Origin of the sequence: Antarcticibacterium flavum (assembly GCF_006159205.1) — a bacterium.
Lineage (GTDB): Bacteria > Bacteroidota > Bacteroidia > Flavobacteriales > Flavobacteriaceae > Gillisia > Gillisia flava.
This window is the reverse complement of sequence record NZ_CP040812.1, coordinates 428882-441716: the sequence shown is the minus strand read 5'-3', so window position 1 is coordinate 441716 and position 12835 is coordinate 428882. Positions and strand designations below refer to the sequence as shown.

The following is a 12835-nucleotide window of genomic DNA, read 5'->3' as shown; positions in this document are numbered from 1 at the left end:
AGGCCCGGTTACCCGTTTAATGCCGACTTATAAGTAGATAATGCCCTTTCCCGGGCTTCCTTATGGTCTACCATTTCACCGGGATACTCATTGGTATCTATTTCCCCGATCCATTCTTTAATATATTTCCTTTCTTTGTCAAATTTCTCAATTTGAGTAGTAGGGTTAAAGATCCTGAAATAAGGGGCGGCATCTACACCGCTGCCAGCAGCCCATTGCCAGTTCCCTACATTGGAGGCCATTTCATAATCCAGTAATTTTTCAGCAAAATAGGCCTCACCCCAGCGCCAGTCTATAAGAAGGTGCTTACACAGGAAACTTGCCGTAAGCATTCTCACCCGGTTATGCATAAAGCCAATCGTATTTAGTTGCCGCATCCCTGCGTCTACCAGGGGGTAACCGGTCTTTCCCTCTTTCCATTTTTCAAATTCACCTTCATTGTTGCGCCAGTCAATACGATCATATTTGGGTTTAAAAGCTTCTGTAACGGTATTTGGAAAGTGATAGAGTATTTGCATAAAAAATTCTCTCCAAATCAATTCCTCCAAGAATGTTTTATTTTCTTCAGTATTAGCTTTTTTAATTATCTTTCTTAAGCCCACAGTTCCAAATCTCAAATGGACTCCCAGGCGTGAGGTCGCATCTTTAGCAGGGAAATTTCTTTTCTTCTCATAATCGGCTATTAAGGTGGGGACACATCGTAATCTGGAATTTCAAGATTTGATCTTTCAAAACCTATATCTCCCAGGCTAAGATTAGGCAGCCTGGTGTTTTGAACCAAATTGTCCAGGTGACTACTGGTATAATGAACCTTAAGATCTGTTTCTTTAAATTTCTCCTTCCATAATTTCATATATGGGGTGTAAACTACATAAGGATCGCCGTCTTTTTTTACTATCTCATCCTGCTCAAAGATCACCTGGTCTTTGAAGGTTTTAAACGAAATATTTTCTGTACTTAAGAAATCTTTTATTTCCTCATCCCTTTGCCTGGAATAAGGTTCATAGTCCCTGTTAGTATAAACCTTCAGGATATTATATTTTTTTGCCAGGTCCTTAAAGATCTCAAGCGGCTTCCCGTGGTATACAGCCAAAGAACTGCCCTTTTGCTGCAATTCCTTTCTTATTTTCTGAATTTGATCATGTATGAAGCTTACCCGCGAATCATCCTTTTTCAATTTGCCCAGGATCTCTGTATCAAAAATAAAAATCGGCAAAACTTGTTGAGTTCCTTTGAGAGCCTCAAGGAAACCCACATTATCATCTATTCTAAGGTCCCTTCTAAACCAGAATATGGAAACTTTGTCACTCATTAATTCATATTTAAACTGGAGAGTCCTCCATCTACTCCAAGCACCTGTCCAGTCATCCAGCTGCTTTTTGATGAAAGTAAGAATTCTGCCATATTTGCTATATCTTTCGCACTCCCTATTCGTTGGAGGGGATGACGCTCTGCCATTTTCGTTCTTTTATCTTCACTGGACAGTAATTTTCCTGCCAGGGGGTATCGGTTAAAGAAGGCGCGATTACATTTACCCTGAAGGTTGGAGCATACTCTGCCGCCAGGGATCTTGCAAACCCTTCGATGGCCCCTTTGCAGCTGCAACACTGGTGTGAAAAGGCATGCCCTTCTGGACTGCGACAGTGCTAAAAAATATGAGGCCGGGGGAGTCCGCATTTTTAAGGTGTGGCAAAAGTCCCTGTACCACCTTTACAAGTGAAAAGAAATTGAGATTCATTTCTTCCTCAAATGCTTCAATTTTCAGCATTTTAAAAGGTTTTAGATTAATACTTCCGGGACAATAAACCAGCCCGTCAATTGAATCGGGAAGATCCAGGTCCTTAATATCATCCTTCAAAACATCGAATGAATGATAGGCTACATCCAGCTCCTCCAGGTTTCCTTTACTTCTTGAAGCTATTATTACATTATTTTCAGGAGCAAGTATTTTGGCTATTTCCAACCCAATACCTCCCGATCCTCCAATTATAAGTATATTCTTTTTCATAATTGTTTTGTTTAAATTATTTATTAGAGTCGGCACCCTCATACTTCCCAAAGAGTTCTATAAGCTTCTCCTGGCGGTACTCGAAAATTTCCTTTAGTTTGGGTTTAACTAAAAATGGATGCACTGCCTGTCCTAAAAATCCTAATGGAAGTTTATAATCAACAATATCTTCCATTTCCACCCCACCATCTATTTCTTTAAGGAAATGTTTATGGTGCCATAATGCATACGGGCCAAAACGCTGCTCGTCTACGAAGTATTCCATATCCTTTACATGGGTGATCTCTGTAACCCATTTAGTTTTTATTCCTGCAACCGGGGTAACTATATACTGGAGAATTTGACCGGGATACATGTGACGGTCTGCTCCCCCAATGATATCAAAGCCCATATAATCTGGTGTTATGGTCTTTAAATTCCTGGGGTCTGAGAGGAAATCCCACGCCTCCTTCAATGACAAAGGAAGCTTTTGCAGGGTGTGGAGTGTATATATCTTCATTTTTTATGTAAAGTTACTTATAAAAATGTTTAATTTAATTATAGAAATGTTAAACAAAAATAATTTTCCTGATGATCTTTTTAATTGACGAATGCTTATATTTGATAAACCAAACTCAATAATATGAAAAGAATAGTTTTATTGCTGGTTGCCGGCCTTGTTTCTTTAGGTGCGACTGCACAAATACAGGCCCCACAGCCAAGCCCTTTCACCAAGGTTGAACAAAAGGTGGGACTTACCGATGTGACACTTGAATATTCACGTCCCGGGATGAGGGACCGTCAAATATTTGGCGATCTGGTGCCATACGGCGAGGTTTGGAGAACAGGTGCCAACTCCAACACAAAGATCACCTTTAGTGACGATGTGGAGATTGGCTCCCAAAAACTGCCAAGAGGTACTTATGGATTATATACCATACCCAATAAACAATCCTGGGAGGTGATCTTTTATAAGGAAGCAGATAACTGGGGTGTTCCTCAAAACTGGCAGGAGGATAAGATAGCTTTAAAAGCCAACGCAGAGGTGACCGAGTTACCTTTTCCTATGGAAACTTTTACTATCTTTTTTGATGATCTAAAAAATGATTCAGCTGTATTGAATATCGTATGGGAAAATACTGTTGCATCCCTGCCAATACAATTTCCTACAGATGCCAAGACTATGGCAAGTATAGAAAAAGTAATGAATGGCCCTTCAGCAAACGATTATTTCGCGGCGGGTTCTTATTACCACGATACCAAAAAGGATAATAAGAAGGCGCTGGAATGGGTGAATAAAGCCATTGAAATGCAGGGTAATGCTCCATTCTGGATGCTACGCAAAAAGTCCCTTATTCAGGCAGATCTTGGAATGAAGAAGGAAGCTATCGCTACAGCAAAGAAGTCACTGGAAATGGCTCAAAAAGCTAATAATGCAGATTATGTGAAGATGAACCAGGATTCCATAAAGGAATGGGAAGCCAATTAATTTGCTACTACATAAAAAGAAAAACCTGCCCCGAGCAGGTTTTTCTTTTTAAAGCCTTCTCCATTCTTATCATACGATTAAAAAAGGAAAATCTTCAGCTAAGGATTTTATTCGTAATTGTGTTATTGGTATCCTACGATTTGAATTTACATTACGCCTTGATATATATAGCCTAAGGTTACCTCAACCTCAACAAGGGGTGGTTTTGAACACTAAAATAGTTAGGAAAATCCACACTTTTTAGAATTGGGTATAGCGCTGTTTTTCATTGACATAGTTTAGTCAAGGTTTTAAATTCCAGCAGCGGAAGCGGTCTAGACTCTTTTATCGGAAAACAATGGTTAAGAATTAAATTATCTCCTGTTTTATTGGACTTTCTTTGGAGAATAGATCATCGTTTGGAGTATCAAAGCCAGCAAAATTACAAGGGCACATCCAAACAGGTTTAACCAGAGGAACTCCATTACTTCGAGATAATATACCAGGATTACCAATACCTGGGTTATAAGGGCGGCAATAAATACCGCGTTGCTTTGAACGTATCTTATAAAGAATGCCAGCAGGAAGATGCCAAGCACATTTCCATAAAAAATAGAACCAATGATATTTACAAGCTGGATAAGGTTGTCAAATAAATTAGCAAAACTGGCAAATGCAATAGCAATTAACCCCCATAGGAAGGTAAAAATCCTTGAAACCTTTACGTAATGTTCCTCACTTTTTGTTTCAGTCATATTACGCTTGTAGAGGTCGATGGTAGTTGTAGAGGCAAGGGCATTAAGCTCTGAAGCTGTTGAGGACATGGCTGCAGATAGGATCACTGCCAGTAAAAGTCCTATAAGTCCGCGTGGCAAATTGTTAAGGATGAAATGTATGAAAACGTAATCCTTGTCATTGGTTTCGACCTTATTATTCGCGGCTCTAATTAGGCCTTTGGCTTTTTCCCTGTTCTCCTTTTCCCTGTTATTAAGTTCCAGGAGCTCTGCTTTGAACTCATTTTTTTCCTGTTGGCCTAAGGTTTGTATATTTTTCCCAAACCCAATAGTGATCTCCTGTTGCTGTTGTTGCAAATTTTGATTTTCTGCCATCAGGCTTTTATAATCATCGGCATAAGGGGAGGCGAGTACAGCTTCCTCTGCAGCAGGATTAAAATTAAGCGGGGATTGATTAAATTGATAGAAGACAAAAACCATTACCCCTACCAGTAAAATGAAGAATTGCATAGGTACTTTCAGCAAACCATTAAAGACCAATCCCAGCTGCATTTCCCTCATGGACCTTCCCGTAAGATAGCGTTGTACCTGGCTTTGATCTGTTCCGAAATAGGAGAGGGCCAGGAATGTACCTCCAATGATCCCACTCCAGAAAGTATACCTGTTTGAAAGATCAAAAGAGAAATCCAGAATATCCATTTTACCGCTGGCTCCGGCAATTTCGAGAGCATTGTTAAAGGTAATATTGGAGGGGAGATAACTTATTATCAGGAAAAAAGCTGTAAACATCCCGGCAAAGATCACAGCCATTTGCTGTTTTTGAGTAACATTTACCGCTTTTGTTCCTCCTGAGACTGTATATATGATCACGAGTACCCCAATAAGAATAGTGAGCGCATTGAGGTTCCAGCCCAATACTGCCGAGAGTATGATGGCAGGGGCAAAGATGGTGATCCCGGCTGAGAGGCCTCTTTGGATAAGAAACAGGATAGCAGTGAGGGATCGTGTTTTGCGATCAAATCTCGATTCAAGATATTCGTAGGCGGTATAAACTTTAAGGCGGTGATAAATAGGGATAAAGACCATACATATGATTACCATGGCAATAGGTAATCCAAAATAAAATTGTACAAATCCCATCCCGTCGTGATATGCCTGTCCAGGGGTAGAAAGGAAAGTTATTGCACTAGCCTGTGTCGCCATGACAGAAAGTCCAATGGTCCACCATTGAGCTGTATTTCCACCACGAATATAATCCTGCACGTCCTGTTGCCCCCGGGTCCTATAAACTCCATAGGTTACGATGAAAATAAGGGTGCCGGCCAGGATGATCCAGTCTATTGGCTGCATTTATGTAAAGATTTTCATTAGAAAGTAAAAGATCAATACATATATAGCATTGGCAAGTAATACCCAGGTGTATGATTTTTTCCAGATGTAATTTTCAGGCTTCTTCATCTTATTTTCCTAAAGAGACCAAATTTGCAAAAAGACGGTATGCTCCGGGAACCCCTTCAGGGAATTGCCTAAAGAAACTTATGCCGGTATAAATATAATTTCCTTTCCCATACTTTGCAATCATGAGGCTACCTTCCCTTGAAGGCTCATTAGTGTCATTCATTGCTAAAATTGGTGTGAACTCCGGGCCCCATTCTCCTGCGAAATACAATCCTCTTTCCTGTACCCAGTTCTCAAAATCCTTTGCGGTGATCTTATTAGGAGTATTTAAAACCGGATGATCAGGAGCCAGAAACCTTACTTCGGCATCTTCCTCAGTCACCCTTTCACGGGATAGTTGTAATTTGAAAGGCGCAATAGGATTCACCACCAGTCCACGGTTGGTATTGTATTGCACAATTAGGTTTCCACCATTTTTTACATATTCATGAAGTTCCTTTTGCCTGTATTTTAACTGCTCCAGGATATTGTAGGCTCTTATTCCAAGAATAACGGCATCATAGTTTTTAAGAGTAGCGGCATTTATTGCATCTGGATGAATTCTTTGCACATCATAGCCTATTTGCTCAAGGCTTTCAGGGATCACATCTCCTGCACCCTCGATGAAAGCAATACGCTGCCCCTTTTTCTCAATATCCAATTTCACCATTTTTGCAGCTGCAGGCATCACCATGACTTGCTTTGGTATATGACGATATGTGAGGTGTACCAGCTCATTGGAATAATTTTTTCCGTTATTATCCAGTATAGGTTCCAGGAGTGTTTCGCTCTGGCCGGCAGGGGGGTGACCTTAAAATTCACTGTATATGCATCTCCTTTTTGCGGAATTGCAATTTGCGAAGAGGCAGGTTCAATCTTCCAGCCCTTTCCGGCCTGCAGGCTAAGAACACCTTTCACATTACTCTTTCCTGCGTAAACAGTTACAGGAACAATTTTGGAAGCAGTATCAGCAAAAACCATGACCCCATCCCTTATTTTTACTGAAACCGGGGGAACGATCTCGAATGGCTGGTATACCTCTCCATCTACGGCATCATTAAATTTATAAACGATCTCTTTGGTAAATGGAATTGCTGTTCCAGAAATTTCAATGAGGAAAGTGGCTGTTATACTGGGTGGAGTTTCAGGCAGACCAATCAATGTCTGGTCTTTAACCCTGTATTTTCCCGGGCCGCTTTTTTCCTTTAGCCAGTAAGGACTGGTATAATCAATATCTGCAGGAATTGGAAGTGAGAAAGTATCTTTCCAGGATTCATTATTGGCCAAAAGAGCATTTACCTGCATTTCCCTGTCTCCTGGCTGAAGGCTGATATTAGTAAGCCTCATTTCACCGGAACTTCGATTGATAGCTTCAAAATTTAATTCTATTTCTTCTGAAGGTACCGCGCCTGGATTTTGTGCAGTTGCCTCCAGGAACAAGCCTGCACTGGCAGCAATGACCTCCTTAATTTGCTCCAGTTTCAATGCCCTCCAATACTGGTCTTCCAATCCCTGGATAAGGGAATATGCTTTTATTAACTGCGGAAGGCTCGCCGCGGGATCCTCGAAATTATATTCCTTCTCCACAGCTTCCAGTATCTTTCCAATCTCTGTTCCTCCCTTTACTCTGTTCCAGGAAGTATCTATCCCTTCAAATACAGAAGTTTCTCCTGCAGGAAGATCCCCTTTTATCATTTCCAGGTATTCCTTTTGGGTACCCCGGCTCCCTGTGCTGCCAAATCCCTGGGATTGATGCTGGCTGCGACTAAGCGCCGCAATTTCGGGATTGGATAATCCTAATAACGGGAAGTAAACTCCTGTTTCAAATTCAAGAAATGTAGAATCCAGTGCTTCTTCAAAAGCTTCCTCACTTCCATAAAACCAGGGAGAGGTGTTAAAATATAATTTCTTAGGCTGGTGGGGCGTGGTATATTCCAGTTGATCTTTAAAAGTAGAAGGGTCTCCCGCAAGATCAAATGCATCCATAGCAAGCAGGGCAGAGGCGGTATGTTGCCCGTGAGTTTCTCCTGCTGTACGGTGGTTGAACCTGTTAATAATTACATCTGGCCTAAATTTTCTTATTGCCCAAACCACATCCCCCAGGACCTCATTACTGTTCCAAAATTCCATAGCCTCTTGTGGGGTCTTGGTGTAGCCAAAATCTATGGCGCGGGTAAAAAGCTGCTCCCCGCCATCAATATTCCTGGCTGCAAGAAGTTCCTGTGTCCTTATTAGACCCAGTTGTTCTTTGAGTTCAGGGCCAATAAGATTTTGACCACCATCCCCGCGGGTGATTGAGAGATAGGCAGTCCTGGCATGTACGGCATTTGAAAAATATGAAATGAGCCGGGTGTTTTCATCATCTGGATGTGCGGCAACATAGAGGACAGATCCCAGGAAATTCAGTTTTTTTATAGCCTGATGGATCTCAGCAGAATTTAATTTTTTAGGACTTTGTGCCGGGGCAAAAAAGAAAGTCAGTGAGAAAAGGAGGAATAAAAATTTTCGCATTTACAAAAAATTGTTGTCAACCTCCCAAATATATGAACTTTAAGATTGTAAGAGAACTTTTAATCTTTTCTTTTACAAGCTGTCCTTACCTTCATCGAGGTAGACATCCTTTTGCACCAAAGTCACCGCTTTTTGAAGAATTAGGTTATTGGGGTAGGTGGTAAGTTCGCCGTCATCTGTCCTTAAGTGTAAATGAAAAGCCCTGATATCTTCGATCACAGCTTCTATAGGCATGTCTTTATCATGTATCTTAATTTTATCTCCTATCCTGTATGGAAAGGAAAAGAACATGATGATCCCGGAGGTGATATTACTAAGTATGGACCAAATAGCAAAAAGGGCTACCCCTATGACCGCAAACGTAGAAGAAAAGATAAGGGAAAGATCACCCAGGTCCATTCCCCAGGCAAAGGAAAAAAGGAAAAAGGCGATCAAAAGGATGAGGATATTAATGTACTTAAACATTAACCTGGTCCTTGTTATGTTTATTTCAGTTCTTTTGCCCACTTTATGAGCTGCCTGCTTGAGGATAAATTGCAATAAGACCAGAATAACTATAATAGCTATGGTCTTACCTAGCTGTGTACTGTAGGTGGTAAGGAAATCGTACATTAATTTAGTTTCAGGTTGTCGCGCAAAGGTAAATCATTATTGGAATTCCTGGTCCAGTAATCAATTTTAAGCCTGGATTTTTTTGTTGCAGTAGATCGTACTTCCTCCCCATCCCTTTGAGAAACCTCCTCCCATTTTTCAATTGGATGTGGAAAGACAGGGTGATGATAAATAAGAAGTTTTCTTTGAAGCTTTGGATATGAAATGCGGTATACAGATAGGCCTTTATCCATGTAAAATTCCGCGAAAGCATCATAAGCTTTTATCTCGATGTGGGCCAGTCTTATATATTCAAACGATGGGATCATCTTGATATTTCCGGTAGGAAGCAATTGAGGGTCTATGCGTATTTGGTTCCAAACCTCATTTTCCAGGTGGTATCGTGACAGGGAAGGAAACTGGTCTTCCTCTCCTTCAAAATAAGAGTGTGAAAGTATTTCATACTTATTCCTGTTATTAAGCTGCATATAAACCTGCCCGCACCATTCCTGTATGGAAGCAGTGACCTTAAGGGCATGGGAATTCCCTTCCAAAGGATAAAATGTGCTTTGCATGATGGAATAGGGATAAATTCCGGTAAGGAAATTTTTAGTGGCATTTAGTTTTAATACGGGTACAGAATTCTCACTTTTTCGATTGGCTTTTACCTGTTCCTCTTTAAGGAAATCTTCGGTAACAAAAATGAGGGCTGCTTCTCCTTCTCTGGGTTCTCCATACCGGTATTGCAACAGGTCATAGGAAGTTATTTCAGCTTCCCCTGCAAACCAGTAATCCTTGAAATCCTGGGACAGTTCCCTTTCTGGCAGGATAGATTCGCCGGTGTCCCCGCCTTTACAACCAGATAAAAGAATACCTGAAAAGAGTAAGAAAAACCTGAGAGCGGGATGGAAAGACATTTTGTAAAGTTTTGATTAAAATTACAAATTTTTACCGGATGCGATATCAACAAGACATCTGTAAACCAAATGAGTTGGCAGTCCAACTACATTGAAATAACTTCCCTCCACATGGGTTATCCCAATCAACCCAATCCATTCTTGTATACCATAGGCCCCGGCTTTATCCAAGGGGTGATAATTTATTATATAATGATCAATTTCAAACTTTGTAAGTTCTTTAAAGGTAACTTTAGTGACATTGCTTACAGTTTCCTGCAGCTCATTGGTAGTGAAGGTCACAGAGCTTATCACTTCGTGGGTTTTTCCTGAAAGAGATTCCAGCATTTTAAAGGCTTCTGAAGTTGTTTCCGGTTTTCCTAAGGCTTTATCCTGGTGCCATACAATAGTGTCGCTTGTGATGAGGATCTCGTTGTCCTTTAATTCTTTCAGAAACACTTCAGCTTTAAGCTGTGCCAGGTAATTGGTTATCTGCTCACGTTTCAAGTTTTCAGGATAGACCTCTTTCACCGGTTTGGTCCTAACAATAAACGGAATATCCAATTCTTTTAGGAACTGGTGTCTTCTTGGAGAGCCCGAAGCAAGAATAATATGATAATTCTTAAGTAAGTCTTTCAGCATGAAATTATATTATAAAAGGATAAAGACCCAGGGAAAGCAATCCCAGTGCCATAACTATTTTCAATAACAAGCTTAACCTCGCATAATGGATCTTCTTCTTTGCGTTTAACAGGTTCACCTCAAAAATAAGCAGGGGCCCCACAATAAGAATAAGCACATAGATCACCGCATAGGTATTGGTAAAAAGGTATTCATACATATACCATATAATTGTGGCAAGTGGAATTAACCCTAGGGCAAAGATGATCTTATTTGCCCGGGAACGGCCCACAGCTATTGGAAGGCTGTTCCTGCCGGTATTATAATCCCCTGTAACATCTTCCTGGTCTTTGACCATCTCCCGCAGCAGGTTGATCATAAAAGCAAAAGTAGCATAATCCAGCAGTATGGAAAATATAACTGCCTGGGTGTTCTGGTTTTGAGGGGTTATGGCTGGTAGAAGATCATATAATCCAACAATGATGATTACCATTGCTACCAGCAGGCTTATAATAATATTGCCCACCAGGATCACTTGCTTTAGATACGTAGCGTACAAATAAAGAAGGGCTGAAATTATGATGAATATAGCTGAAAATCCCGGGCGGCCAATGAGATTGGATAGATAAAAACCAATGCCCACCCCGGTGACAGTGAGAATAAGGTATAGATTATACCCAAATTTTTCTGAAATTCTGGACGGGATCACTTGCCGGTGAGGTTTATTGAGCCTGTCTGTCTCCACATCATAAAGGTCATTAATAATATTTCCTGCTGCCGCTATGCAAACCGTTGCCAGGCAAAGCAGGAAAAAATCGAATGCACCCAGAGTTACAGCTATCCCGAAGCTTTCAAAAAGAGCATATTTAATTAAGAACTGGCAGGCTATTACGAGCAAAAGATTTTGAAACCTTATTAGCTTTAGAAGGGAAAGAAACATTAATAGAATTTAATGAGAAACAAATTTTAGTCCTACAAGGGAAATAATTAGGGTGGTAAGAAAGAACAATCGCCAAAAGTGAACAGGTTCCTTGAAGATCCATATCCCAAGCAAAGCGGTGCCCACGGCACCTATTCCTGTCCAAACTGCATATGCCGTACCTATTGGAAGGGTTTGTGTAGCCTTATATAAAAGAGCCATACTTATTGCGAGGGATAAGAGGAAACCCACAAGCCACCAGGTGGCAGTTGTACCCGAGGAAAATTTTGCCTTTCCCAGGCAAAACGCAAATCCTACTTCAAATAAGCCTGCTATTACAAGATATACCCAATTCATAAAGCACTGTGATTGGTGAGCCACTTGCCCTGTACTTTCAATACCTGCTCAATTACATCGCGCACACAGCCTTTTCCACCCTTCCTGTGGGAGACATAACGGCTTATCTCCTTGATCTCTGCAGCTGCATCCTGTGGACAACAAGGCATGCCAACCATTTTCATGGCATAAAGATCGGGGATGTCATCACCCATATAAAGGACATTTTCGCGGTCAATTTCATAAATATCAAAGAATTCATCGAGTTGTTCCACTTTATCGTTGATACCCAGGTAAATATTTGTGATCCCCAGGTCCCGAAGGCGTTTTCTTACACCTTCATTTTTTCCTCCTGAAATGATACAAACATGGAATCCGGCCAATTGAGCAGTTTTTAAGGCGTAGCCATCTTTAATGTTCATAGTACGCAGCAACTCACCCTCTGTGCTCACCTGTATGGAGCCATCTGTAAGTACCCCGTCTACATCAAAGATGAAGGTGGTTATGTGATTAAGATATTCTTTATAATTCTTTTCCATGAAGTTTCTTTATAGAATTGGTTAAGAGGTTATAGATTGTTTTTTGGTCCTCATTTAATAATCCAAGATGTTCGTTAATCACATCACTATCTCCTCGTTTTGCCGGACCTGTTTGGGCATCAAAAGGGCTTAAATTTTTTATTTTCAAAGCTGTCTCTTTTATGAGTGGATGCAGGATCTCAAAGGGAATCTTATTTTGCCTGCAAATTTGCTCGCCCTGGGAATATAAAAAATTCACAAAGTTACTTACAAACACTGCCGCCACGTGAAGGGATCTTCTTTGTTCACTATTTATCTTATAAACGGCCGGAGAGATCTTTAGTGCCAGTTGTTCTGTCATTTTTAGCTGCGACTCATTTTTTGCCTCAATGCAAATAGGAATTTCTTTAAAATCAACTGGTTTATTTTTGCTGAAGGTTTGCAGGGGATAAAAAACTCCCGCCTTTTCAAAACTCTCAAAAGCTGCCAAAGGAGTGGCGCCAGATGTATGAAGCATAAGGGCATCCCGGTAATGCACCCGGTCTGCAAGTAACGATATTGCTTCATCCTTAAGAGCGAAAAGGTAGATATCTGCGGGAAAAACTTCGGTAAAATCTGTGGTTACAGGAACTTTTTCCTTGAAAAACTCCAGGCTTTTTTCCCGGTGGTTATAGACCTGTATCACTTCATAATCCTCGATTTCAGCAAAAGCCCGGAATAAATGCGTTGCAACATTCCCGGCTCCAAATAGTACGATGCTCTTCATTCGGCTAAAATACCAAAAAAACGCCGATTAAAATTAACATTTGTCTGCCGG

Annotated in this window: 12 protein-coding genes and 2 pseudogenes; 1 reads left to right on the top strand and 13 read right to left on the bottom strand. The window is 40.8% G+C overall.

The window, feature by feature from the left end; translation table 11 throughout:
* Positions 1-8: 8 nt before the first annotated feature.
* From FHG64_RS02020 to FHG64_RS02010, 3 genes and pseudogenes are all read right to left on the bottom strand, one after another.
* Positions 9-1312 (bottom strand): annotated as a pseudogene (locus FHG64_RS02020) (cryptochrome/photolyase family protein).
* Positions 1312-2008, bottom strand: a pseudogene (locus FHG64_RS02015) (SDR family NAD(P)-dependent oxidoreductase). The pseudogenes FHG64_RS02020 and FHG64_RS02015 overlap by 1 nt, the downstream one beginning before the upstream one ends.
* A 16-nt stretch (positions 2009-2024) precedes the next feature.
* Positions 2025-2507, bottom strand: coding sequence for an SRPBCC family protein (locus FHG64_RS02010; RefSeq protein WP_139064846.1), 483 nt, complete (start codon positions 2505-2507; stop codon positions 2025-2027).
* A gap of 123 nt (positions 2508-2630) precedes the next feature.
* Here FHG64_RS02010 and FHG64_RS02005 point away from each other — a divergent pair, with 123 nt between their 5' ends.
* Complete coding sequence (locus FHG64_RS02005; RefSeq protein WP_139064845.1) at positions 2631-3476, top strand: DUF2911 domain-containing protein; 846 nt, start codon at positions 2631-2633, stop codon at positions 3474-3476.
* A gap of 365 nt (positions 3477-3841) precedes the next feature.
* Here FHG64_RS02005 and FHG64_RS02000 read toward each other — a convergent pair whose 3' ends face one another.
* The 10 genes from FHG64_RS02000 to FHG64_RS01960 all read right to left on the bottom strand — a co-directional run bounded on the left by FHG64_RS02000 (position 3842) and on the right by FHG64_RS01960 (position 12784).
* Positions 3842-5539 (bottom strand): sodium:solute symporter, encoded by a 1698-nt coding sequence (locus FHG64_RS02000; protein ID WP_139064844.1) that lies wholly within the window; start codon positions 5537-5539, stop codon positions 3842-3844.
* 109 nt (positions 5540-5648) lie between these two features.
* Complete coding sequence (locus FHG64_RS19850) at positions 5649-6314, bottom strand: hypothetical protein (RefSeq protein WP_317133584.1); 666 nt, start codon at positions 6312-6314, stop codon at positions 5649-5651.
* Complete coding sequence (locus tag FHG64_RS01995) at positions 6314-8137, bottom strand: PIG-L family deacetylase (protein ID WP_317133583.1); 1824 nt, start codon at positions 8135-8137, stop codon at positions 6314-6316. Before FHG64_RS01995 ends, FHG64_RS19850 begins: the two co-directional genes overlap by 1 nt.
* A 72-nt stretch (positions 8138-8209) precedes the next feature.
* A complete protein-coding gene (locus FHG64_RS01990) occupies positions 8210-8749 on the bottom strand; it encodes a mechanosensitive ion channel domain-containing protein (protein WP_139064843.1) in 540 nt (179 codons plus the stop codon).
* Complete coding sequence (locus FHG64_RS01985; RefSeq protein ID WP_139064842.1) at positions 8749-9645, bottom strand: septum formation inhibitor Maf; 897 nt, start codon at positions 9643-9645, stop codon at positions 8749-8751. The genes FHG64_RS01990 and FHG64_RS01985 overlap by 1 nt, the downstream gene beginning before the upstream one ends.
* 21 nt (positions 9646-9666) lie before the next feature.
* Complete coding sequence (locus tag FHG64_RS01980; protein WP_139064841.1) at positions 9667-10266, bottom strand: Maf family nucleotide pyrophosphatase; 600 nt, start codon at positions 10264-10266, stop codon at positions 9667-9669.
* A gap of 4 nt (positions 10267-10270) precedes the next feature.
* Complete coding sequence (locus FHG64_RS01975) at positions 10271-11185, bottom strand: geranylgeranylglycerol-phosphate geranylgeranyltransferase (protein ID WP_139064840.1); 915 nt, start codon at positions 11183-11185, stop codon at positions 10271-10273.
* Between the two features lie 9 nt (positions 11186-11194).
* Entirely contained in the window at positions 11195-11521 is a 327-nt protein-coding gene (locus tag FHG64_RS01970; protein ID WP_139064839.1) for a DMT family transporter, read from the bottom strand.
* The gene (locus FHG64_RS01965) at positions 11518-12039 is read right to left on the bottom strand and encodes a KdsC family phosphatase (RefSeq protein WP_139064838.1); all 522 of its coding nucleotides are present in this window, start codon (positions 12037-12039) and stop codon (positions 11518-11520) included. Before FHG64_RS01965 ends, FHG64_RS01970 begins: the two co-directional genes overlap by 4 nt.
* Positions 12023-12784 carry a Rossmann-like and DUF2520 domain-containing protein gene (locus FHG64_RS01960; protein WP_139064837.1) on the bottom strand — a complete coding sequence of 254 codons (762 nt, stop codon included), beginning with the start codon at positions 12782-12784 and terminating at the stop codon, positions 12023-12025. The genes FHG64_RS01965 and FHG64_RS01960 overlap by 17 nt, the downstream gene beginning before the upstream one ends.
* Positions 12785-12835: the final 51 nt, after the last annotated feature.